The sequence below is a fragment of the Pseudomonas sp. KH_046_2 genome, from assembly GCF_057838985.1.
Genome location: NZ_CM174480.1, coordinates 4,208,746 through 4,230,632 on the forward strand (window position 1 = coordinate 4,208,746; position 21,887 = coordinate 4,230,632).

At 62.4% G+C, this 21,887-nt stretch carries 20 protein-coding genes and 1 pseudogene; 5 read left to right on the forward strand and 16 right to left on the reverse strand.

Features of this window, described 5'->3' with window-relative positions:
- Window positions 1-7: 7 nt before the first annotated feature.
- Window positions 8-250 (reverse strand): hypothetical protein, encoded by a 243-nt coding sequence (locus tag AC3IX1_RS19080; protein WP_489385369.1) that lies wholly within the window; start codon window positions 248-250, stop codon window positions 8-10.
- 135 nt (window positions 251-385) lie between these two features.
- Between AC3IX1_RS19080 and nhaR the strand changes: the two genes are divergently transcribed.
- Window positions 386-1,285 carry a transcriptional activator NhaR gene (nhaR, locus tag AC3IX1_RS19085; protein WP_489385370.1) on the forward strand — a complete coding sequence of 300 codons (900 nt, stop codon included), beginning with the start codon at window positions 386-388 and terminating at the stop codon, window positions 1,283-1,285.
- Here nhaR and AC3IX1_RS19090 read toward each other — a convergent pair.
- Window positions 1,272-2,432 carry an MFS transporter gene (locus tag AC3IX1_RS19090; RefSeq protein ID WP_223531060.1) on the reverse strand — a complete coding sequence of 387 codons (1,161 nt, stop codon included), beginning with the start codon at window positions 2,430-2,432 and terminating at the stop codon, window positions 1,272-1,274. The genes nhaR and AC3IX1_RS19090 overlap by 14 nt on opposite strands.
- Before the next feature lie 406 nt (window positions 2,433-2,838).
- On the opposite strand from AC3IX1_RS19090, the gene sstT reads away from it, so the two are divergent.
- On the forward strand, window positions 2,839-4,071 hold the full coding sequence (gene sstT / locus AC3IX1_RS19095) for a serine/threonine transporter SstT (RefSeq protein ID WP_489385371.1): 1,233 nt from the start codon (window positions 2,839-2,841) through the stop codon (window positions 4,069-4,071).
- Window positions 4,072-4,197: 126 nt separating this feature from the next.
- Here sstT and AC3IX1_RS19100 read toward each other — a convergent pair whose 3' ends face one another.
- The 14 genes and pseudogenes from AC3IX1_RS19100 to AC3IX1_RS19165 form a co-directional block, all read right to left on the reverse strand.
- Window positions 4,198-4,707 carry a DUF1993 domain-containing protein gene (locus AC3IX1_RS19100; protein WP_046043063.1) on the reverse strand — a complete coding sequence of 170 codons (510 nt, stop codon included), beginning with the start codon at window positions 4,705-4,707 and terminating at the stop codon, window positions 4,198-4,200.
- A gap of 76 nt (window positions 4,708-4,783) precedes the next feature.
- A complete protein-coding gene (locus AC3IX1_RS19105) occupies window positions 4,784-5,659 on the reverse strand; it encodes an SDR family oxidoreductase (RefSeq protein ID WP_489385372.1) in 876 nt (291 codons plus the stop codon).
- A gap of 162 nt (window positions 5,660-5,821) precedes the next feature.
- A complete protein-coding gene (locus tag AC3IX1_RS19110) occupies window positions 5,822-6,970 on the reverse strand; it encodes an acetyl-CoA C-acetyltransferase (RefSeq protein ID WP_489385373.1) in 1,149 nt (382 codons plus the stop codon).
- 26 nt (window positions 6,971-6,996) lie between these two features.
- Window positions 6,997-8,052: an acyl-CoA dehydrogenase family protein gene (locus AC3IX1_RS19115; RefSeq protein WP_489385374.1), complete on the reverse strand. Its 1,056-nt coding sequence runs from the start codon at window positions 8,050-8,052 to the stop codon at window positions 6,997-6,999.
- A 10-nt stretch (window positions 8,053-8,062) separates the two neighbouring features.
- A complete protein-coding gene (locus AC3IX1_RS19120; protein WP_489388763.1) occupies window positions 8,063-9,229 on the reverse strand; it encodes an acyl-CoA dehydrogenase family protein in 1,167 nt (388 codons plus the stop codon).
- Window positions 9,230-9,239: 10 nt separating this feature from the next.
- Complete coding sequence (locus AC3IX1_RS19125) at window positions 9,240-9,995, reverse strand: enoyl-CoA hydratase family protein (RefSeq protein WP_489385375.1); 756 nt, start codon at window positions 9,993-9,995, stop codon at window positions 9,240-9,242.
- A 29-nt stretch (window positions 9,996-10,024) separates the two neighbouring features.
- Window positions 10,025-11,092, reverse strand: a complete 1,068-nt coding sequence (locus tag AC3IX1_RS19130; protein WP_489385376.1) for an NAD(P)H-dependent flavin oxidoreductase — start codon at window positions 11,090-11,092, stop codon at window positions 10,025-10,027.
- A gap of 2 nt (window positions 11,093-11,094) precedes the next feature.
- On the reverse strand, window positions 11,095-11,967 hold the full coding sequence (locus AC3IX1_RS19135; RefSeq protein ID WP_489385377.1) for an enoyl-CoA hydratase: 873 nt from the start codon (window positions 11,965-11,967) through the stop codon (window positions 11,095-11,097).
- A 23-nt stretch (window positions 11,968-11,990) separates the two neighbouring features.
- Window positions 11,991-12,779: a CoA-transferase subunit beta gene (locus tag AC3IX1_RS19140; protein WP_489385378.1), complete on the reverse strand. Its 789-nt coding sequence runs from the start codon at window positions 12,777-12,779 to the stop codon at window positions 11,991-11,993.
- 11 nt (window positions 12,780-12,790) lie between these two features.
- The gene (locus AC3IX1_RS19145; protein ID WP_489385379.1) at window positions 12,791-13,672 is read right to left on the reverse strand and encodes a CoA transferase subunit A; all 882 of its coding nucleotides are present in this window, start codon (window positions 13,670-13,672) and stop codon (window positions 12,791-12,793) included.
- Between the two features lie 11 nt (window positions 13,673-13,683).
- The gene (locus tag AC3IX1_RS19150; RefSeq protein WP_489385380.1) at window positions 13,684-14,580 is read right to left on the reverse strand and encodes a VOC family protein; all 897 of its coding nucleotides are present in this window, start codon (window positions 14,578-14,580) and stop codon (window positions 13,684-13,686) included.
- A gap of 281 nt (window positions 14,581-14,861) precedes the next feature.
- Window positions 14,862-15,111, reverse strand: a pseudogene (locus AC3IX1_RS19155) (DUF6124 family protein).
- A 677-nt stretch (window positions 15,112-15,788) separates the two neighbouring features.
- On the reverse strand, window positions 15,789-16,910 hold the full coding sequence (locus AC3IX1_RS19160; protein ID WP_102672755.1) for an LLM class flavin-dependent oxidoreductase: 1,122 nt from the start codon (window positions 16,908-16,910) through the stop codon (window positions 15,789-15,791).
- Between the two features lie 138 nt (window positions 16,911-17,048).
- Window positions 17,049-18,233, reverse strand: coding sequence for an acyl-CoA dehydrogenase family protein (locus AC3IX1_RS19165; protein ID WP_489385381.1), 1,185 nt, complete (start codon window positions 18,231-18,233; stop codon window positions 17,049-17,051).
- Window positions 18,234-18,928: 695 nt separating this feature from the next.
- Between AC3IX1_RS19165 and AC3IX1_RS19170 the strand changes: the two genes are divergently transcribed.
- Genes AC3IX1_RS19170 through AC3IX1_RS19180 form a run of 3 tightly spaced genes read left to right on the forward strand, consistent with a single transcriptional unit; the run spans window position 18,929 to window position 21,876 of the window.
- Window positions 18,929-19,444, forward strand: coding sequence for a flavin reductase family protein (locus AC3IX1_RS19170; RefSeq protein ID WP_046042741.1), 516 nt, complete (start codon window positions 18,929-18,931; stop codon window positions 19,442-19,444).
- 9 nt (window positions 19,445-19,453) lie between these two features.
- Complete coding sequence (locus tag AC3IX1_RS19175; RefSeq protein ID WP_489385382.1) at window positions 19,454-21,133, forward strand: FAD-binding protein; 1,680 nt, start codon at window positions 19,454-19,456, stop codon at window positions 21,131-21,133.
- Entirely contained in the window at window positions 21,121-21,876 is a 756-nt protein-coding gene (locus AC3IX1_RS19180) for a glucose 1-dehydrogenase (RefSeq protein ID WP_489385383.1), read from the forward strand. The genes AC3IX1_RS19175 and AC3IX1_RS19180 overlap by 13 nt, the downstream gene beginning before the upstream one ends.
- Window positions 21,877-21,887: the final 11 nt, after the last annotated feature.

Below are 21,887 nucleotides of genomic sequence, written 5' to 3' on the forward strand. Positions count from 1 at the left end.
ATACGGTTTAGATTTCCTGGGAGGAAGATTCGGATTTTTCCGCATCTTTTTCCGATGATTCTTTTTTGCCGCTCAAGCTGCCGGTGGCATCGCTGAGCGCTTGCTCGGCGGCCTTGTGGGTATCGTCAATCGCCTGTTTGGCGCTTTCGGCAGCCTTGCCCATCAATTGTTGCGCGCTTTTCTCGGCCTGGTCGCAACCGGCCAGTACCAGTAAAGACGTGATCAGCAATGCCGTGGCTTTAAGCTTCATGATGCTTTCCTCGATAGAACGAACGGGACCTAATCGATGGCCCGTTGATAGCGATGCATTCTAGGGAAGCAAACACTTCAGGAAAATTCGTATTTTTACTAGCTATACTTCGATTTTTACGAAGTGTTAGACATCATGCTCAACTATCGGCAATTGCATTACTTCTGGGTGGTGGCCAAGACCGGCAGCATCGTGCGCGCCTGCGAGCAACTGAACCTCACGCCACAAACCATCAGCGGGCAGATTTCATTGCTGGAACAGACCTTTGGCATCGAGTTGTTCCGGCGCGTCGGACGGCAACTCGAACTGACCGAGGCCGGCCGCCAGGCCCTGCCCTACGCCGAACAAATGTTTCAGCTCGGTGGCGAACTGGAACTGATGCTGCGGGCACAACCCAATGAGCAGCAGATTCTGTTTCGCGTCGGCGTGGCCGACGTGGTGCCCAAATCCATCGTCTATCGCCTGATCGCACCGACCATGGAATTGAGCGAGCCGCTGCGCATCACGTGCCGTGAAGACAAGCTTGAACGTTTGTTGGCCGACCTGGCGATCCAGCGCCTGGACCTGGTGATCTCCGACAGCCCGATGCCGTCGCACCTGGACATCAAGGGCTACAGCCAGAAACTCGGTGAGTGTGGGATCAGCTTCTTCGCCACCCCGGAGCTGGCGGCACGTTACGGTAGGGACTTCCCGCGCAATCTGCACGGTGCGCCGCTGTTGATTCCCGGCCCGGAAACCGTGGTGCGCAGCCGTTTGCAGCGCTGGTTCGCCGAGCAGCAGATCCAGCCGCATATCGTCGGCGAATTCGACGACAGCGCCCTGATGCAGGCCTTCGGCCAATCCGGCAGCGGGATCTTCATCGGCCCGAGCGTGATTGCCGACGAAGTGCAGCGCCAATATGGCGTGGAAGTGATCGGCCAGACCGACGCAGTGAGCGAGTCGTTCTATGCCATCTCAGTGGAACGCAAGGTCAAGCACCCCGGCATTGTCGCCATTACCGAAGGTGCCCGACGCGAGCTGTTTACAGCGCTGTGACCTCTTCGCGCGGCTTGAACGTCATCAGCGCGATGGCCAGCAGTATCGAAGCCAGAATGAAAGCGGCCGCCGCAAAGCCAAGGCCTTGCAGGCCGACGCTGTCGATCACCCGACCACCGATCATCGCGCCCAGACCGATACCGAGGTTGGCCCCGGCGATGTTCAGCGACGCGGCGAAGGCCGGTGCTTCGGGCGCCGCTTTCATCAGGCGCACATGACTGACCAGGAACAACGCCGCCTGGGTCACGCCCCAGATGCCCATCGCCGCTGCCAGACCGAGCGGCGAGTGGATGTTCGGCACCAGCGCCACCAGGCCAGCGATCATGAACGCGCAGAACATCATCGACGCCATCAACGGATGACGATCCACCGCCCGGCCGCCCAGGGAGTTGCCGATCAGCCCGACCGCGCCGAAGCCCATCAGGCACCAGCCGACCACGGTGCCGTTGAAGCCGGCCAGGCGCTCAAGGATGTCTGCCAGATAGGTGTAGGCGGTGAACATGCCGCTGAACACAATCACCGACAGCAACACATGGCCGAGCATCAGCGGGCTGCGCAGGATCTTGAACTGCGAACGAAAGCTGACCTGATGCTGGTGCAGATTGGTCTTCGGCAGGTAGATAAACAGCAGCAACGCCTTGGCAAAGGCGATGACCGCCAGAATCGCGAAGGCACTGCGCCAGCCGAACGCATCGGAAATCAGCGTGCCCACGGGAATGCCGAACACCGTGGCGCAAACGATGCCGAAGCCGATCTTGGCGATGGCGCGACCGGCGTAATCCGGCCCGACGATATCCACCGCCGTTTCGCTGGCCAAGGCCCAGAACACCGGCAGCCCCAGCGCCGGGATCAAACGGGCAAATGCCATCACCCAGATATTCGGCGCCAGCGCCGCGAGCGTGTTGGCCAGGCCAAACATGATCAGCACCGAGATGAACAGCTTGCGGCGCTCGAAGCGGGCGAAATACGCCGTCAGGAACGGCCCGAACGCGGCCACGGTGAAGGCGAACAGGGTCACCAGCAAACCGGCCTGCGGGATGCTGACCTCCAGGTCCCGGGCGATAGCGGGCAACAGGCCAACGATGATGAATTCCGTGGTCAGCACCGTGAAGCCGGCGGCGGACAACAGAAGAATGGGCAACAGCATGCAAAACTCCAGAAAACGAAAACACCAGCGATAGCCCGAAGGCCCACTGGCAGACATGAAAATGAGGATGGCGAATCTTAACAGAGTGTTTTCGGATGCGGTTGCACGAACCTGCAATTTGCGTTGAATGCCAGGGTGGCAGTTCGTCACAGGTCTGAAAGATCGTTCCTGCGCTGTGATAAAGTCCGCGCCCCTTGTGGCGAGGGAGCTTGCTCCCGCTGGACTGCGCAGCAGGCCCATTTGGTGGGGCCGCTCGCTGCCCAGCGGGAGCAAGCTCCCTCGCCACAGGAATCAGCGCTGGCATTAGCCCCGTGTTCCCCTCTCGGTTTCCCGCCTGCGGCCTGCCCTGTTTGTTGCCGCAAACCTGCGAAACCATGCATTAATAAAAAATCAGAGATGCCGTTTTATGACTGCTTCATCCCCTTCTCTATTGCAACGCCTTAAACGCCTGAGCCTGGTCACACAGATCGTGATCGGCCTGATCGCCGGTATTGCCCTGGCGCTGATTGCCCCCGACATGGCGAAGTCCACGGCGTTCATCGGCAAAGTGTTTGTCTCCGCGCTGAAAGCGGTCGCGCCGATTCTGGTGTTCGTGCTGGTCATGGCATCGATTGCCAACCACAAGCACGGTCAGGAAACCCACATCCGGCCGATACTGTTCCTGTATCTTCTGGGCACCTTCGCCGCGGCCGTGGTCGCGGTGGTTGTCAGCATGACGTTCCCGTCGAGCCTGGTGCTGTCGACCCAGGACGTCGCGGTCACAGCGCCAGGCGGTATTGGCGAAGTGTTGCAAAGCCTGTTGCTGAGCGTGGTCGATAACCCGGTCAGCGCCCTGATGAACGCCAACTTCATCGGCATCCTGGCGTGGGCCATCGGTATGGGCATCGCCATTCGCCACGCCGGCGACACCACCCGTGAAGTGCTGGGCGACCTGTCCAACGGCGTGACGGTGATCGTGCGCCTGGTGATCAGTTTTGCCCCGCTGGGGATCTTCGGCCTGGTGGCCTCTACCCTGGCCACCTCCGGTTTCGGCGCCCTGATCGGCTACGCGCACCTGCTGGCCGTGCTGCTGGGCTGCATGCTGTTCGTGGCACTGGTGATGAACCCGCTCATCGTGTTCTGGAAACTGCGTCGCAACCCGTACCCGCTGGTGCTGACCTGCCTGCGCGAAAGCGGCATCACGGCGTTCTTCACCCGTAGCTCGGCGGCGAACATCCCGGTCAACCTGGAATTGAGCAAGCGCCTGGGCCTGCACGAAGACACCTACTCGGTATCGATCCCGCTGGGCGCGACCATCAACATGGCTGGCGCGGCGATCACCATCACCGTACTGACCCTGGCGGCCGTGCACACCCTCGGCATCGCCGTGGACATTCCCACCGCGATCCTGTTGAGCGTCGTCGCAGCCATCTGCGCCTGCGGTGCTTCGGGTGTGGCCGGTGGTTCGCTGTTGCTGATTCCACTGGCGTGCAGCCTGTTCGGCATCCCGAGCGAAATCGCCATGCAGGTGGTGGCGGTCGGTTTCATCATCGGCGTGTTGCAGGACTCGGCGGAAACCGCGCTGAACTCCTCCACCGATGTGCTGTTCACCGCCGCGGCTTGCCTGCGCGAAGAGCAGAAAGCCGAGCGTCTGGCCTGACGTCCTCCCCCCTGTAGGAGCGAGCTTGCTCGCGATGGACGTTAACGATAACGCGTACTTTCTGATTGAACGCGTTGTATTTGAGTCCATCGCGAGCAAGCTCGCTCCTACAAGTACCTGGACGGTTTAGAACGCGCCCATGTAGTCGCGCTTGCCCACTTCCACGCCGTTGTGGCGCAGCAGTGCGTAAGTGGTGGTGACGTGGAAGAAGAACTGCGGCAGGCCGTAGGTCAGCAGGTAGGACTGGCCGCTGAAGCGCTTCTCTTTAGGCGTGCCCGGACGGGTCACGATCTCGATGCCTTCCTTGCCGTTGATCTGCGCAGGCGTGATGCTGCCGATGAAGGCCAGTGCCTTGGCGATCAGCGCTTGCAAATCTGCGAAGGTGGTTTCTGTGTCGTCGTACTTCGGCAATTCGACTTCGGCCAAGCGACCGGTAACGCCCTTGCTGAAATCAACAGCGATCTGCACCTGACGCACCAGCGGGAACATGTCCGGGAACAGGCGCGCTTGCAGGAAGGCGTTAGGGTCGATGTTTTTTTCGGTGGCGTGGGCTTCGGCCTTTTTCAGTACATCGCTCAGAGCGTTGAGCATTTGCTGGAAAACAGGCACCGAAGCGTCGTACAGGGAAATGGTCATGGCAGGTCTCGTGTGGTGACAGAGGGAAACGTCGGCCGATTATAGCCGCGCGCCGCCCTCCCGAGACCGGACTTTTTCAGCTGCCGTACACTTTTGCCGCCGGGACCGCTTGCGTCATCAGTTGGGCGACGGCGTCGCCCATCTCACCAACCGCCCAACGGCCTTGGCGATCCACCTCCGGACCACGGCGCCAGCCGTCGGCGATGGACAACTTGCCGCCCTCAACTTCGAACATCTGCCCGGTGACATCAGCAGATGCCTCGGAACCGAGCCACACCACCAGCGGCGCGACGTTTTCCGGGGCGAAGTAATCAAAACCCTCTTCTGGCTTTTTCATGGTGTCAGCGAACACTTGCTCGGTCATGCCGGTGCGCGCGGCCGGTGCCAGGGCGTTGGCGGTGATCCCGTAGCGGCGCAGTTCGGCCGCCTGCACCAGCGTCAGCGAAGCAATACCGCCCTTGGCCGCCGCGTAGTTGGACTGACCGATGGAGCCCTGCAAACCGGCGCCGGAACTGGTGTTGATGATCCGTGCATCGACCTTGGCGCCGCCCTTGGCCTGCTCGCGCCAGTACTTCACGGCGTGGCTGGAAATGCAGAAGTGGCCCTTCAGGTGCACCGCCACCACGGCATCCCAGTCGGCTTCGCTGAGGCTGGCGAACATGCGGTCGCGGCAGATGCCGGCGTTGTTGACCACCACGTTCAGGTCGCCAAAGGTTTCGATGGCCTGACGGACGATCAGCCCCGCCGAGTCGTAGCGGGTAATGTCGTCGCTGTTGGCCACGGCGCTGCCGCCCTGACCGAGGATTTCACCGACCACGGCGAGCGCCGCTTCGCGGTTGATGTCGTTGACCAGCACTTTCGCGCCTTCGGCAGCGAAGGCCAGTGCGTAAGCGCGGCCCAGGCCACCGCCGGCACCGGTGATGATCACGACGCGGTTTTCACAAGTCTTCATGTTCTACATCCTTCAAATTCATCACTGGTCGACACAATCCCCTGTAGGAGCGAGCCTGCTCGCGATGGTCGTTAACGAATACGCGGGGTATCTGAATAACCGCGTCGTTCTTGAGTCCATCGCGAGCAGGCTCGCTCCCACAGGATCGGTGTACATCCTGGTTTACAAGCGTTCGATAATCGTCACGTTGGCCTGACCGCCGCCTTCGCACATGGTCTGCATGCCGAAGCGCCCGCCGCTGCGTTCCAGTTCATGCAGCAAGGTGCACATCAAACGTGTGCCGGTGGCGCCCAGCGGATGGCCGAGGGCAATCGCGCCGCCGTTGACGTTGGTCTGTTCATGGGGATAGCCCGTCTCTTTCAACCAGGCCATGGCCACCGAAGCGAAGGCCTCGTTGATCTCCACGCGGTCGATGTCTTCTAGCTTCATCCCCGCGCGCTTGAGCGCATAGGCCGTGGCCGGGATCGGCGCGGTGAGCATCCAGATCGGGTCTTCGGCGCGCACGCTCAGGTGATGGATGCGTGCCCGTGGCGTCAGGCCGTAACGCTTGAGCGCCGCTTCCGAAACGATCAGCATCGCGCTGGCCGCGTCACAGGTCTGGCTCGACACCGCAGCGGTCACCCGGTCGCAACCGAACAGAAATTCCAGCTCGGCCATTTTTTCCAGGCTGGTCTGGCGCGGGGTTTCGTCGTGCAGCACGCCGGCCAGTGGCACGATTTCGCGATTGAAGCGGCCTTGCTCGATGGCCTGCAAGGCACGTCGATGGGACTCCAGCGAATAGGCTTCAAGCTGCGCCCGGGACAGACCCCATTTTTCGGCGATCATCTGCGCCGAACGGAACTGCGTCGGTGGTTGCGCGCCGTAGCGCCGCACCCAGCCTTCGGAACCGCTGAACGGATCGGTGAAGCCCAAGGGCTCGGCAGCGATCATCGCCGAAGAAATCGGGATCTGGGTCATGGTCTGCACGCCACCGGCGACGACCACGTCCTGAGTGCCGCTCATCACCGCCTGGGCGGCGAAGTGCACCGCTTGCTGCGATGAACCGCACTGGCGATCGATAGTGGTGCCCGGCACCGACTGCGACAGGCCGGCCGCCAGCCAACTGGTGCGGGCGATGTCACCGGCCAGTGGGCCGATGGTGTCGACACAGCCGAAGATCACGTCGTCGTAATCCTCGTCGGGAATGGCGTTGCGCTCGACCAGTGCGCGCAACACATGGGCGCCCAGGTCGGCGGCGTGGATCTGGCTCAGACCACCCTTGCGCCGCCCGGTGGGCGTACGCAGGGCGTCGACAATGTAGGCTTCAGGCATGGTGTATCCCGCAATAAAAGTTGAAGTCAGAAGGTCTCGCCGGCACCCAACGCTGGGTTGCCGTCGTACAGCGCCGCGCGAATCCGCCCTTTGTGATGGCCGCGATCGCCCCAGACCTTGTCCAGGGCCCAGGCGCGTTTCATGAACAGATGCAAGTCGACTTCCCAGGTGTAACCCATGGCGCCGTGGGCCTGGATGCTGTTCTTCGCGGCGAGCATGGCCGCTTCCGCCGTTGCCAGTTTGGCGTGGGACACCAGCACATCCTGCCCCGGTTGCTGCTCGGCCAGCGCATAAGCGGCGCGGTAGAGCGGGCCTTTGGCGAACTCGATCTGCACCGCGACGTTGGCCATCAAGTGCTTGACCGCCTGGAACGAGCCCACCGGTTTACCGAACTGTTTGCGCTCGAAGGTGTAGTCCACCGCCAAGTCGACCATGCGTTTGGCCAGCCCGAGCAATTGCGCGGCACTGGCGAGGGCGCCACGGTTGAAGGCGGCCGCCCACAAACGCCGGCCTTGCTCGCCGCTGGCAACGCAGGTGGCGGGCGTTGGCGTCCACTCGACCTGGAACAACTGACGGCTCGGGTCGACCGACTCGTTACGGGTCAGGCGCACGGCGTCGCGCTCCAGTGCATGCACCTCGTCGCCACGAGCCAGCAACAGCAGATCGGCAACATGGGCATCGCTGACCAGCGGATTACCCGGCTCGGAAACCGCGAGACGCGCGCGGCCCTCGGCCACTCGCGACAGCCATTTTTGTTTGAGCGGCGCGTGTTGCTCATCCAGGGCGGCGAGCAACGGCACGCCGACCAGCATGGTGTCCACCAGCGGTTCGGGCAGACCGGCGTAACCGCATTCCTGAGCGATCAGCACGAAGTCCAGCTCATTCATGCCCATGCCGTCCTGCGCCTCGGGCACGGTCAGGGCGGTCAGGCCCAGTTCCACCAGTTGCGCCCAGAGTTGTTCACTGCGCCCACTGTCGCTCTGCCACAGTTCGCGAATGCGTTCCGGGGTGACTTCGTTGATCAGGAAGCTGCGGACGTTGTCCTGAAACAGCAGTTGGTCGCGGCTGAAACTAAAGTCCATGGTCTATTCCTCAGGCACGCGGCATGCCGAGCATGCGTTCGGCAATGATGTTGCGCTGGATCTCGTTGGTGCCGGCGTAGATCGGCCCGGCCTGGGCAAACAGGAAACCTTCCAGCCAATGGCCGACGTCGCCGGCGGCCGGGGCTTGCGGCAGCAGTTCGCCACGCAGGCCGAGAATGCTCATGGCGGTGTCGTGCATGCGCTGGTCGAGTTCGGACCAGAAGATCTTGTTGGTCGACGACTCCGGCCCGATCTTGCCGCCCTGCACCAGTTGCGAGGCGGTCATGTAGGTGCTCAGGGTGTAGGCCTCGGCATCGAGCCAGGCGCGCATCACGGCCTCGCCAATGGCCGGGTCGCGGTCGGCCTGCTCACGATTGGCCAGATACAGTTGCACCAGACGCTTGGCAGTTTCCTGGAAGCGCGCCGGTGAACGTAGCAACAAACCACGCTCGAAACCCGCGGTGGACATCGCCACGTGCCAGCCCATGCCTTCGCCACCGAGGGCGTTTTCCACCGGCACCTTGACGTCGTCGAAGAAGATCTCGGCGAAACCCGGCAAGCCGTTGAGCTGCGGGATCGGCCGTACGGTGATGCCCGGCGTGTCCAGCGGCAGCAGGATGAAGGTCAACCCGTGATGACGCTGGGACTGCGAGTCGGTACGGAAAATACCGAACGCCCAATCCGCCCACACCGCGCGGGTCGACCAGGTTTTCTGGCCGTTGATCACATAGTGGTCGCCCACCCGTTCAGCCTTGGAGCGGATCGCTGCCATGTCGGAACCGGCACCCGGCTCGGACCAGGCCTGGGCCCAGATGTCTTCGCCTGTGGCCATGCGCGGCAGGAAGCGTGCTTTTTGCTCTGAGCTGCCGTACTCCATCAAGGTCGGGCCGAGCAGGAAGATGCCGTTCTGGTTGACCCGCGCAGGGGCACCGGAACGGTAGTATTCCTCTTCGAAAATCAGCCACTCGATCAGGTCGCAGCCGCGCCCGCCGAGTTCGGTCGGCCAGGTGACCATGCCCCAACGGCCTTCATTGAGCTTGGCTTCCCAGGCACGGTGCTCGGCAAAGCCAGGCTCGGTGTCGAACGATTGCAGCGGTTCACTCGGTACATTGGCCGCCAGCCAGGTCCGTGCCTCGGCACGAAAGGCCTGCTGGGCCGGGGTATAGGTCAGGTCCATGGATATGCCTTCAGCCGTTGAATCGGGCATCGCGTTTCTCGACGAACGAGTCGCGTGCTTCCTGAGAGTCCAGTGAGCGGTAGGCTTCGAGGGTGAAGCCCTGCTCCCAGCGGTATTTGTCTTCCAGATTGCCGTCTTCGATGCCGCTCAGCGCTTCCTTGGCCAGGCTGATCATGCCGGGGCTCTTGGCAGCGATGGTGCGGGCGATCTGCAACGCGGCTTCGCGCAAGTCTTCGCGCTTGACCACCCGCTCCACCGCGCCCAGGCGGTAAGCCTCGGCGGCGTCGATGGCTTCGCCGGTGAAGTACATGTGGCGGACTTTCTGCACCGGGAACAGGCGCTGCAAATGCGCACCGCCGCCCATGGCCCCGCGATCCACTTCCGGCACGCCGAAGGTGGCGCACTCAGCAGCGACGATGATGTCGGCCGCACCGCAGATGCCGATGCCGCCGCCCAGCACGAAGCCGTGCACGGCGACGATCACCGGTTTCGGGTTGCGGTGGATGGCCTTGAAGCTGTCGTAGTTGCCCTTGTTCACCGCAACGATCAGGTTACCGTCGGCGGCCAGTTCCTTGATATCGACCCCGGCGCAGAAGCCACGACCTTCGGCACGGATCACGATCACCCGCACGTCGTTGTTGCGGCCCAGGCCCTCGATCTCGCTGGCGATATCGGCCCAGCCCTGGCAACTGAAGGCGTTGACCGGTGGTCGGTTGAAGACCAGTTCGGCAATGCCGTGTTCGATGCTGACGCTAAATGGTTTCATGGTTTCCTTCCTTCACAATGCATGGCCCCTTACGACACACGGCGGCACAGCTCGCCCAGGCGCGCTTCGGCGTCGCGGACGATCTGTTCAATCAATTGGGCGCAGCTGGGCAAGCTGTCGATGGATGCGGCGATCTGCCCGGCAGGCAACACGCCCGCAGCCGGTTGCCCGTCGACCATGGCTTTCTGGATCACCATCGGCGCGTTGGCGGCCATGATGCTTTGCGCGGCGGTCAGTTCCCCGCTGCCGCGCATCTTCAGCACGCTGGTCAGCAGTTGCGTCAGGCTCATGCCGGTGTGGCGGCGGTAGGCCAGGCCACTCTGCAACGCCAGCAACAGGCGCTTGAGGCCACCGCTGTTTTCCAGCTGGTTGAGCAATTCGTTGCGGATCATCCGTTGCGGCATGCCGTCGATGGCACGGCTGATGATGATGGCCGCCGGGTCCTTGACCGCCAGGTAACGCGCCAACGTTTCCTGAGGCACCGGGCTGTCGGCGCACATCAGGAAACGCGTGCCCATGGCGATGCCTTCGGCGCCGTAGGCCAGGGCCGACACCAGGCCCCTGCCGTCCTTGAAGCCGCCAGCCGCCACCACGGGCACCGACACGGCATTGACCACTTGATCAAGCAGCAACGAAGTCGGCACGGAACCGGTGTGTCCCCCGCCCTCGCCGCCCTGAACGGTCACCGCATCGGCGCCCATTTCCACGGCTTTCTGCGCATGCTTGAGCGCACCGACGGTGGGAATGCACACCACGCCGGCGTCCTTCAAACGGCTGATCATTTGCTTGCCCGGCGAACGGCTGTAGCTGACCGCCCGGACTTTGTGGCGCAACACCAGCTCGACGATCTCGCCGGCGTTGGCCTGGTACATATGGAAATTCACCCCGAACGGCTGATCGGTCAGGCGCCGGGTTTCGATAATCGCCGCTTCCATCTGCTGCGGTTCGATGGTCGCACCGGCAAGAAAACCGAAACCACCGGCATTGCCCGTGGCCGCCACCAGTTTCGGGTCGGCGACCCAGCCCATGGCGGTCTGGATGATCGGGTAGCGGCAACCGAGCAGTTCAGTCAAACGAGTATTCAACGAGATCGCCATGTTCACACCTCGCCCGTTTTGCGCTGGGAACTGGCCATGGCCTTGGCGTCGTAACCGCCGAGGCGGTCGCCGGACACCAGTTCATTGTGGGCATGGGCGAAGTGATGCAGGCCGAACACCATGTCCATGGTCGCGCGCTTGCCCATCAGGTCTTCGGCGTTGTTCACCGCTTGCTTGCTCAGTTGCAGGCCCAGGCGCGGCATTTGTGCGATGCGCCCGGCGATGTCGAGGGTCTGTTGTTCCAGCTCGTCGCGAGCAACCACCCGATTGAGCATGCCCATCTGATAGGCACGCGGTGCCGGCATACGTTCGCCGAGGAACAGGAACTCCTTGGCGATGCGCGGATTGAGTTCATGCACGTGGGCGAAATACTCCACCCCCGGGATGCCCATGCGTACCACCGGATCGGCGAAGTAGGCATCCTCGCTGGCGACGATCAGGTCGCAGACCCAGGCCAGCATCAGCCCACCGGCAATGCACGCGCCCTGGACCATGGCGATGGTCGGCTTGGGCATCTCGCGCCAGCGGCGGCACATGCCCAGATAAACTTCCTGCTCACGGGCATAGAGAAACTCGCCGCCCGGTTTGTTCACATGGTCGTACCACAGGCTGGCGCGGTCGAAGGTCTTGTCGACGTCGCGGCCCGGGGTGCCGATGTCATGCCCGGCGGAGAAATGCTTGCCGGCGCCACGCAACACAATGACCTTCACTTCATCGTCATCGCAGGCCCGGCGAAACGCCGCGTCCAGCGCATAGGTCATCTGCGAGTTCTGCGCGTTGTGGAACTCGGGGCGGTTCATGGTCACCAGCGCCACCGCGCCACGCACCTCGTACAGCACCACCTCGGCCTGATTGTTATCGTTATGTTCAGCCATCACTTTTCTCCGCAACGCGTTGCTCAGCGTTGGCCTGGCGGGTTGTCTTTGAGTTGCAGGGCGCGCAGGTTGTGCGGGTCCAGGCGCTGGATCAGCTGCAACTGCTCGGCCGTCGGTGCGGCGGTGGTCGGGCAGTCATCCGGCACGAGCAGCTCGAAGCCGGTGTTGTCCTGGACTTGCGCCGCCGTCACGCCGGGGTGCAGCGAACGGATGCGCATCTGCCGCTGCGGGCCCTGGAAATCCAGGACGCAGAGGTCGGTGATGATCAGGCGGATGTCGATGTCGTCCAGCGACCAGCCCCGTGCCAGGCGAGCCGGGTTGTAGCCGACCGAGGCGACCATATCGACCTCGCCTTCGACGAACACCCGGCGGTTATGGCTCGGCACGCAAAACGAGTTGGCGTGGCTGATCGAGTTGCCGGGGAAGCCGCGCACACCGAGCATCTGCGCTTTGGGTTTGGCGTAGTCGCCGATGCAGGAAATGTTCGCCTGACCGTAACGGTCGATCTGGGTCGGGCCGACCAGGGCATGGCGTTTACCACCCCACACGTTGTCGAAAATCCGCGAGAAACCCATCCAGCTGTCGCGCTTGGGTTCATAGCCTTTGCGCGCGCCCAACGGCACCGGCTCGGCAACCATGTAGGCTTCGGAATCGGTCATCAGCAGTTGCGGGCTGCTGGTCAGCATGGCAAGCGATGCCGCCAGACGCGGAATCACGCCGATGCCGGAGGCCAATACTTCGCCGTCTTCGCGCCAGGCTTCGGAGGCCGCGCAGATCATCAACTCAGCGAGGCTGTAATCAGTAGTGCTCATCGAAAGGCTCCTTAGAAAATCGGCAACGGCAGTTCACGGATCGCAGCCAGGCCGCCGACCTTTTCCAGATACTGTTCGTGGGTGCAGTCGACGTAGTCGCGGACATAGCCCTGCCAGCCGTCGGCCACCTGGACCGTGGCGTTGTAGGCCTTGAAGTGCGCGACGTCGAAACCGTACAGCGCCGCACAGGAAGACGGATGCGCCCCGCCCGGCACGTGGGCCACGGCGGTGGTCAGGTTGCGCTCCCAGAACACTTGATGCGCATGGGCGACGTCCTGATGGAAATACTCGCTGTCGACCAGCTCATCGCAGGTCACGTAGCTGTGGGTCGCGGCCCGCACGAACAGGTCGTCCATGTAGTGATCCGGACCGCTGATCTGGCACACACCGCGTTTGTCGGCGCGGTCGACGTGGACCAGCGCCGCGTCGAGCTTGAGCGCCGGCATGGCCACCCAGTCCTTGCCATCGGCATAGGGCGAGGCGATCAACTTGATCTGGCGGTTGTGGCGCAGCACATCGGTGCCCAGGCCCACGGCGGTCGGAATGAACGGCACATTCATCGCCGCCGCGCGCAGACCGAGCAGCAGCATGCCTTCGTCGATCTCCATCACTTCCAGCGCCGCTTCCTGGCGCGCCTTGCGGAAGTACGGCTCCAGCGGAATGAAATCCAGGGACACGAAGGCGAACACCAGTTTCTTGATCTTGCCGGCTGCGCAGAGCATGCCGACGTCCGCCCCCCCGTATGCAACAACAGTCAGCTCCTTGAGGTCCGAGCGCAGAATTTCGCGCACCAGCGCCATCGGCTTGCGACGCGGGCCCCAGCCACCGATACCGATGGTCATGCCGTCACGCAGTTGGCCGACAATCTCGGCAGTGGTCATTTGCTTGTCCATCGTCTTGTTCCTCATTGGCGACCGACACTGAAGTCGTGGCCCCAGTGGCTGACCACGGTGCTTTCGAACGGCGTGTGGCGGTCCCAGTCGACCACCAGGCCATCGCAGCCGTATTCCAGGTCAAACCCGGACGGGGTCTTGATATAGAAAGAAATCATCTGGTCGTTGGTGTGCTGGCCGAGGGTGGCCGACAGCTTCACCCCGTTGGCGTGGACGCGGTCCAGGGCGCGGCCGACTTCGTCCAGCGCGTTGACCTCGACCATCATGTGCACGCAGCCGTGGGGCATCGGGCACTCGAAAATCGCCAGCGAGTGGTGGCGGCCGTTGTTGCAGTGCAGGAAGTGAATGCGCTTTTGCGGCTCGGCCGGGTCCGGGGTGAAGCGGACTTTCATCAGGTCGGACAAACCGAAACCCATCACTTGTTCGTAGAAGTCGCGGCAGCGCTCGAAGGCTGGTGCAGGCAATACGACGTGGCCCATGCCGAGGTCGTTGGTGACAAAACCTTTGACGCCCACCGGCGAGACGAAACGGGCGAAATCCTGCAGCGGTCCCCAGAAAATTTCGTGGCGATTGCCATCCGGGTCGCTGAAGTGCACCAGCTCCTGGACCTTGCGCAGCTCGGCTTCGGCTGCTGTACCGCGAGTGACTTGCACGTCGGCCTGTTGCAGCTCGCTGACCGCCTGTTCCAGCGCCGCCTTGCCGGCCACTTCCCAGCCGCAGGCACCGAAGCCGTTGTCGGCGTTTTTCTGCACCAGGATGCGGTAGTGGCGCTCGTCCATTTTCAGGTACAGGAGCTCGTCGTCATCGTTGCCAATAACCATCATGCCCAACACCTGGCTTGCATAGTGGCGCCATTGCGCCAGGTCGCTGGACAGCAGGGTGACGTAACCCAGACCACGGATATCCATGGATGCACTCCTCGTTTTTCTCAGGCCATGCCGCCCTTCGGCTGGTGCCGGGGGAGACTTTATGTAGGGGCCATATGTAGGAGCTATTCAAACGGGTTCGGGGAGGGGCAACATCGTCCAATGGGACTAGCGGAATTGGTGGGGTACGCACATCAAAACTGTAGGAGCGAGCTTGCTCGCGATGGTCGCCAACGAAAACGCTGATAGCCTGACACCACGCGGCGTTCTTTGGTGCATCGCGAGCAAGCTCGCTCCTACAGTGGGTATGTGGTGTTGCGGGTTTATGCGGGAGGGTCGATTTGATCGAGCACCCGGTTCGCGGTGATTTCGGCGAGCATGACGCTGTTGGAAATGCCCAGCAGCGCATTGCGGTCACTGCCCTCCAGATGATCCACCAGTTGATGCACCATCACATCGACCGAGGCCAGGGTTGACGCTGAACAGTGTGCTGATTGTTCGAGGAGTGGCGCGGATGTCGGCGATTGAGGGGATGCGCACGGTTTCCGGCGGATTCGGTGAAGGTTTGACCATAGTTGAACGCTCCAAAATGTGGAGCCGTCACCTGCTTGCGACTAAACAAGAGGGGTGGCAGCTGTACGCAGGTTAGTCGACCGGCGGAGCACAAAACCGGCGCGCCCGAAGGCGCCCTGCGCACAGCTACCATGAAGTGCAGGGCATGAAATGACCTGACTGTTTGGGATGCAAATGCGCTTCGTGTCACAACGGGCGACTAAACCCGGTCACTGATGGGCAGTGACACGAATCAAGTTACCGAGGGGGTCCAGGGCGCACAAGCCGGCGGATTCTGGCGTACCTGTAGGCAACGACGCAAGGCGTTGTAGCTTTCATCAAGTAACACTGACAGCCGTTAAACAGGCTCTATCTATAGGCCCAAAACCTGTAGGAGCGAGCCTGCTCGCGATGGTCGCCAACGATAATGCGGCAAGCCTGACACCCCGCGGCGTTCTCCGGTTCATCGCGAGCAGGCTCGCTCCTACAAGGGGTATGCGGTGTTCAATCATATTCGGCAGGCATAAAAAAACGGGCCTTGGGGACCCGTTGGAAAGTTGGCCTGACGTCCGTGCCAGGCCTGAAATGCAATCAACTGTAGGAGCGAGCCTGCTCGCGATAGCGGTCTCACATTCAATATTGATGTTGAATGTTATGGCCTCATCGCGAGCAGGCTCACTCCTACAGAGGCGATGTGGTCACGCTTTGCGGAAGTGCGGAATCACCTTCTCGCCAATGTTCTTCAAGGTCTCCAGCTGCGCCCACTGCGGCACGGTGCCCATCTGGCAGATGAACAGGATTTCGTCGGCGCCGGCGTCGATCAGGCGCTGCACGTAGCCGATGCAATCCTCGACGGTGCCGTAGGCGTGGTTCGGGTTCATCATCGCCATGGTCGGGTCGGAGAAGTCGACGCTGACTTCTTCCGAGGCGAAGCGCGACTTGATCACGCTCTGGCCGTTGCCGTCGACGAAAGTGTCGTCTTTCCACTTCTCCGGGTCCGGACGCTCGCCACCGCCGTACCAGTAGCCCAGGGATTCCATGAAGTAACGCTGACCACGGATACCGATGCGACGTGCTTCTGCGTTGTCGTCCAGCACGATGGCCGGGCACAGCGCGGCGATGTGACGGTTAGGGCGGAAACCAACCTGCTTCTTCTCATCGCGGTTGTCGTAGGCCGTGTGATACACCTCGACCTTCTTGGCGATTTCTTCTGGGCCACCGAAGCCCAGCACCAGGGCGCCCATGCCACGACCGCCGGCATTCTTCAGCGATTCAGTGTTGGTGCACGCCAGGTACATCGGCGGGTGCGGATCCTGGTACGGTTTTGGATGAATCGGGCGCTTGGGGATCTGCACGAAGTCGCCGTTGTGTTCGATTTCGTCCTGCACGAACATTTTCGGGATCAGGTACATCATCTCGTCGATCTGCGGCTGCAAGGTCGCCAGGTCGTAACCGAAGGTGCCGGCTTCCTGCTGGGTACCGCCCTTGCCCACGCCAAAGTGCACACGGCCCTTGGACAGCAGGTCGAGGGTGGCGATGCGCTCGGCGACCTTCACCGGGTGGTTCATCGCCGGAGGCAAGCAAACCACGCCGTGGCCGATGCCGATGCGCTCGGTTTTACCGGCAACGAAAGCCAGCATGGTTTCCGGCGCGGACATGTGCGAGTAGTTGCTCAACGCGGTGTGCTCCACGCACCAGAAGGTGTCGAAGCCAAGCTTGTCAGCGAGCACGGCCTGCTCGACGGTGTCTTCGAAAATCTTGCGGTCGCCTTCGCGGCTGGAGTCCACCGTCTGGGCTTCGTAAATCAGGGAAAATTTCATGGTTGATCCTTGTGCTTATTTGGATGCGCAGTCGGCGCCGTAGACCTTCGCCTTACCGTCAATGCTCGTGCATCGACGGGGCGCTCGAATCACGCAAACGGACTAGCCCGCTTCATAGAAAAAGAGCCAGTAAAAAAGTCAGAGGAAAAAGTCGTTGCTGTCCTGGCCCATGCTGACGCCGCCGAGGTTCCAGGCGTACTTGGCCGGGCTGTTGGCGACGTGGGCGCGACCGGTGTGAATGTCGCGGAACGCACGGTTGATCGGATGGCTGCGGAAGATCGTAGAAGCACCGCTGTTGAACATCAGCTCACCAACCGCCTTGGCACACTTGTCGGCCACCAGCGCCGAGTCGTAACGCATCTTCACCCGCTCGGGCATGCTCAACGGCTCACCCTTCTGCGCGCGCTCCAGCATTAGCGCGAAGTTGCGATGCAGCACGGTCTTGCACTCATCGACGCAGACCATGGCATTGGCCAGCGCCGATTGCGCGGCCGGGTCCTGGACCATCCTGCGACCGTCATTGACCCCGACCCGGGCGCGGTTGTGCTCGACAAACTGATCCACCGCGCCTTGCAGGGCACCGATGGCCGAGGACGAAACCGCACGCACGAAAATCTGCCCGAACGGCAGACGGAACAAGGGCGCGGTGTTCACCTCGTTGCCCGGACTGTTCTGCATGAAACCGTCGAACGCGCGATGGGTGCGGTACTCGGGAACGAAGGCGTTTTCCACCAGGATGTCGTGGGAACCGGTGGCTTCCAGGCCCATGACGTTCCAGTTGTCGAGAATCTGGTAGTCGCTGCGCGGCACCAGGAACGTCCGGTAATCCGGCGCCCCGCCCGCCTCTGCCGGCGGCACAAGCGCACCGAGGAACACCCAGTCGCAATGCTTGCTGCCGGAAGAAAAGCCCCAGCGGCCGCTCAACTTGAAGCCACCGTCGACCCGTTCGACCTTGCCCACGGGCATATAGGAAGAGGAGATCAGCACGCTGGAATCGCTACCCCAGACATCCTGGGCCGCGCGGTCGTCGAACAGCGCCAGTTGCCAGTTGTGGATCGCTACCACGCCAAGCACCCAGGCCGAGGACATGCAGCCTTCGGCCAGGGTCATCTGTACGTCGAAGAAATCCTTGGGTTCCAGCTCATAGCCTTCCCAACGGGATGGTTGCAGGATGCGAAAGAACCCGGCGTCGTGGAAGTCCTTCAGGGTTTCTTCAGGCAACTGGCCGGCTTGCGCGGCATTCAGGGCGCGTTCACGCAGGATCGGCACCAACTCGCGGGCACGTTGGCTCAGACGCTGGCGAATCAGGTCTTGGTTGAGCATTTTTATTGTTCTCCTTTGTTCACCCCATCCGCCGGGGCGCGCGTGCAACGGGGCGGGTGTAGCGCCCCTACACTGGCATTCAAGCAATGCGCAACAGAGTGGACATCCCTCAAACGGACCATGTGGGGCTGGGGAACAGTTTTTTGGAGGTAAATCTGAAAGAGGTGTGTTGGCTGGCAGGCCGTCATCGCGAGCAGGCTCGCTCCCACAGAAGAGCAAAGGCAGAGCGGCGTACACCCCGCTCCTCACCACTCATCAGGCCGAGCGTTAGCTCGCCTGCAGCTCTTGATCTTGATCCACCCGCCCCCTCGGAAGGCTGAGTGGAGGTGTTCATCCGGGGACTGGCGCGCAGCGCCGTTCGACGCAGTCGAACTCATTGCATGTAGGTCGAAGCGAAGCCGACCGGAGGGCAATGCCCCCGGATGAATACCGCAGCGAAGGAACCCCGAGCCTAAGCGAGGGGCCGTACGTAAGGGGCGAGACCTTTGGTTACTTTGGGGCGTTTGCCAAAGTGACCCGCTGTAAGAGCGGAACCATAAGCGGCCGTTACCGCAGAAACGGATATACACCCAAAACCACCCAAGAGCCTGGTCGGCCCAGAGGCCGCCAAGGCCTAGTCCCCTCGGACGATGTGACGACTGGACGTCGGAGCAAGAATCCATCGCACTCCCCAACCAACAAAAAGGCCCAGTGCGATGAACGACGTCAATCTCAAAGCCGACATGCTCCAGGCCATGCGCCGCCTGGCCAAGTCAGTCACCATTATCAGCACCAGCAACGGCTCCGAACGCTTCGCCATGGCCGCCACGGCCGTCGACTCCCTGAGCACCGAACCGCCATCGCTGCTGATCTGCGTCAACAAGACCGCCTCGCCCCACGCCGCACTGGCGACCGGCGCCGACTTCTGCGTCAACATCCTCGGCGTCGAACAACAAGACCTGGCCAACCTGTGCAGCGGCGCAATCAAGGGCGAAGCCCGTTTCGACCGTGGCAACTGGCTGACCAGCCCCGGTGGCATTCCTTACCTGGGTGACGCGCAGTCGGCGATCCTCTGCCGCCAAGACGGCCACTTCAGCTACGGCACCCACACCGTATTCATCGGGCGCATCCTGCAGATCCACACCACTGACGCCATCACCCCGCTGGTCTACCTCGACGGCAGCTACACCACCACCGCCAAACCAGCACCTTCTCTCGCAGCTGCTGGCTGAGGCCCGAACATGGACAGCCTGAACCGGTTGACGGCGTTGCGAGTGAACAGCGCCGACCAGTTGCCATGGGATGACCGCTGCGACTTGCTGATCGTCGGGTTTGGTGGAGCCGGCGCCTGTGCCGCCATCGAAGCCAGCACTCGCGGCCTGTCGGTGCTCGCCCTCGATCGCTTCGAAGGCGGCGGCGCCACGGCGCTCAGCGGTGGCGTGGTCTATGCCGGCGGTGGCACGCCGTATCAGCGTCAGGCTGGCTATGAAGACAGCAGCGAGGCCATGTTCAATTACCTGCGTCAGGAAGTCGGTGAAGCGGTCAGCCACGAGACGTTGCGCAATTTCTGCAACGCCAGCCGCGAGCAACTGGCCTGGCTGGAGCAACAAGGCGCGGCTTTCGAGGCCAGCGTGCCACCGCATAAAACCTCGTACCCGAGTGACCAGTACTACCTCTATTACTCCGGCAACGAAGCCGTGCCGGCCTATGCCGCCAGCGCCAAACCGGCGCCCCGTGGCCACCGCACCAAGGGTCCGGGCATGTCCGGCGCCAGCCTGTTCGCCCCGCTCAAGGCCAGCGCCTTGCGCCACGGTGCGCGCCTGCGCAGCCAGTGCGAAGTGCGACGACTGGTGCTCGACCTCGACGACAAGGTCATCGGCGTCGAAGCCTGGCAGTTGCCGTCGGGCAGTCGCGCCGCCAAACAACATGCGCGTCTGTCGCGCTGGGCCGCCGCCATTCATATGTACGCTCCGGCGTTGGCCGACCGCTTGCGTGCCCGTCAGCGCCGCATCGAACAGACCAGCGCCATTCGGCAATTGATTCGCGCCGAACAGGCGGTGCTGCTGAGCAGCGGCGGCTTCATCTTCAATCGCGATCTGGTGCGCCAACACGCGCCGCAGTACCTGGCCGGTCTGCCATTGGGCGCAACTGGCTGCAACGGCAGCGGCATCGCCCTGGGCCAAAGTGCTGGCGGCAGCGTGGCGCGGATGGACAAAGTCAGCGCCTGGCGTTTCATCAACCCGCCTCTGGCGTGGGCTCGGGGTCTGATCGTCAACGCTCGCGGCGAGCGCTACGCCAACGAAGAAATCTACGGCGCGACGCTCGGTCACGCGATGGTTGAAGAACAGGACGGCCGGGCCATTCTGATTCTCAATCGTGCGCTGGTTCGAGAAGCACTCAGTCAGGTCGGCCCGGGCAAGGTGTGGAATTTCCAGCGCCTGCCGGTCCTGCTCAATCTGCTGTTCAACGCCAAACGCAGCACCAGCCTCGCCGGTTTGGCAAAGCGCTGCAATTTGCCGCCGGAACTGCTGCGCCAGAGTGTCGAACGCTACTCCCGCGCCGCACGCGGTGAAGTCGCCGACGAGTTCGGCAAATCCGCCGCCATGCTCACCGACCTCGACCAAGGCCCGTGGTACGCCCTCGACTTGTCTTTCGACAGCAAACTCTTCCCCTGCCCGGTCATCACCCTGGGCGGGCTGAAGGTCTGCGAGGACAGCGGTCGGGTGCTGGACCACGCCGGGCAGCCGATCCATGGCCTGTACAGCGCCGGCCGCAACGCCGTCGGGGTCGCCTCCAACCTGTATGTCTCTGGCCTGTCCCTGGCCGACTGCATCTATTCCGGTCGCCGGGCTGCCGCCCACGTGGCCGACCAATTCGCACTTCAAACCGCACGATCAGGAGAACAACAATGCAACGTGTAGAAGGCAAAGTCTGCATCATCACCGGCGCCGCCAGCGGCATCGGTCGCGAAGACGCAATGCTGCTGGCCCGTGAAGGCGCCAAAGTGGTACTGACCGATCTCAACGAAGAAGCCGGTCGCCAGGTGGCTGCGGAAATCGGCGCCAACGCGCTGTTCATCCGCCATGACATCGCCAGCGAAAGCGATTGGCAGAACGTTGTCAAAACCACCGTCGAACACTTCGGCCGTCTCGACGTGCTGGTCAACAACGCCGCGATCCTGGCCCTGGGCAGCATCGAAGACACCACCCTGGAGCTGTGGCAGAAGGTGCAGAAGATCAACGGCGACGGCTACTTCCTCGGCTGCAAATACGCGATCCAGGCGATGAAGGAAACCGGTGGTGGTTCAATCATCAACATGTCGTCGGTGGCGGCATTGGGCGCAATGCCAATGTTCTGCGCTTACTCGGCGTCCAAAGGCGCGGTGGCGGCGATGACCCGCTCCATTGCCCTGCACTGCAAGCAGCAGGGCTACCGCATCCGCTGCAACAGCGTGCACCCGGACGGCGTGAACACGCCGATGACCCAGGCGTTGGCCGGTGGTCAGGCGATCCCGCAGGAAGCGCTGGACCAGGATCCGATGAACCGCATGGCCGCGCCGCGGGACATTGCCAACGTGGTGCTGTTCCTCGCCGCCGACGAGTCGCGATTCGTCAACGGTGCCGAGATCCGCGTCGACAACGCCCAACTGATCAGCGGGCTCTGAGGCCGAGGTGA

What these genes read in the sequence shown, in the direction of transcription:
- AC3IX1_RS19080 (WP_489385369.1), bottom strand. Translation starts at nt 250, where the DNA reads ATGAAGCTTAAAGCCACGGCATTGCTGATCACGTCTTTACTGGTACTG.
- nhaR (WP_489385370.1), top strand. Translation starts at nt 386, where the DNA reads ATGCTCAACTATCGGCAATTGCATTACTTCTGGGTGGTGGCCAAGACC.
- AC3IX1_RS19090 (WP_223531060.1), bottom strand. Translation starts at nt 2,432, where the DNA reads ATGCTGTTGCCCATTCTTCTGTTGTCCGCCGCCGGCTTCACGGTGCTG.
- sstT (WP_489385371.1), top strand. Translation starts at nt 2,839, where the DNA reads ATGACTGCTTCATCCCCTTCTCTATTGCAACGCCTTAAACGCCTGAGC.
- AC3IX1_RS19100 (WP_046043063.1), bottom strand. Translation starts at nt 4,707, where the DNA reads ATGACCATTTCCCTGTACGACGCTTCGGTGCCTGTTTTCCAGCAAATG.
- AC3IX1_RS19105 (WP_489385372.1), bottom strand. Translation starts at nt 5,659, where the DNA reads ATGAAGACTTGTGAAAACCGCGTCGTGATCATCACCGGTGCCGGCGGT.
- AC3IX1_RS19110 (WP_489385373.1), bottom strand. Translation starts at nt 6,970, where the DNA reads ATGCCTGAAGCCTACATTGTCGACGCCCTGCGTACGCCCACCGGGCGG.
- AC3IX1_RS19115 (WP_489385374.1), bottom strand. Translation starts at nt 8,052, where the DNA reads ATGGACTTTAGTTTCAGCCGCGACCAACTGCTGTTTCAGGACAACGTC.
- AC3IX1_RS19120 (WP_489388763.1), bottom strand. Translation starts at nt 9,229, where the DNA reads ATGGACCTGACCTATACCCCGGCCCAGCAGGCCTTTCGTGCCGAGGCA.
- AC3IX1_RS19125 (WP_489385375.1), bottom strand. Translation starts at nt 9,995, where the DNA reads ATGAAACCATTTAGCGTCAGCATCGAACACGGCATTGCCGAACTGGTC.
- AC3IX1_RS19130 (WP_489385376.1), bottom strand. Translation starts at nt 11,092, where the DNA reads ATGGCGATCTCGTTGAATACTCGTTTGACTGAACTGCTCGGTTGCCGC.
- AC3IX1_RS19135 (WP_489385377.1), bottom strand. Translation starts at nt 11,967, where the DNA reads ATGGCTGAACATAACGATAACAATCAGGCCGAGGTGGTGCTGTACGAG.
- AC3IX1_RS19140 (WP_489385378.1), bottom strand. Translation starts at nt 12,779, where the DNA reads ATGAGCACTACTGATTACAGCCTCGCTGAGTTGATGATCTGCGCGGCC.
- AC3IX1_RS19145 (WP_489385379.1), bottom strand. Translation starts at nt 13,672, where the DNA reads ATGGACAAGCAAATGACCACTGCCGAGATTGTCGGCCAACTGCGTGAC.
- AC3IX1_RS19150 (WP_489385380.1), bottom strand. Translation starts at nt 14,580, where the DNA reads ATGGATATCCGTGGTCTGGGTTACGTCACCCTGCTGTCCAGCGACCTG.
- AC3IX1_RS19160 (WP_102672755.1), bottom strand. Translation starts at nt 16,910, where the DNA reads ATGAAATTTTCCCTGATTTACGAAGCCCAGACGGTGGACTCCAGCCGC.
- AC3IX1_RS19165 (WP_489385381.1), bottom strand. Translation starts at nt 18,233, where the DNA reads ATGCTCAACCAAGACCTGATTCGCCAGCGTCTGAGCCAACGTGCCCGC.
- AC3IX1_RS19170 (WP_046042741.1), top strand. Translation starts at nt 18,929, where the DNA reads ATGAACGACGTCAATCTCAAAGCCGACATGCTCCAGGCCATGCGCCGC.
- AC3IX1_RS19175 (WP_489385382.1), top strand. Translation starts at nt 19,454, where the DNA reads ATGGACAGCCTGAACCGGTTGACGGCGTTGCGAGTGAACAGCGCCGAC.
- AC3IX1_RS19180 (WP_489385383.1), top strand. Translation starts at nt 21,121, where the DNA reads ATGCAACGTGTAGAAGGCAAAGTCTGCATCATCACCGGCGCCGCCAGC.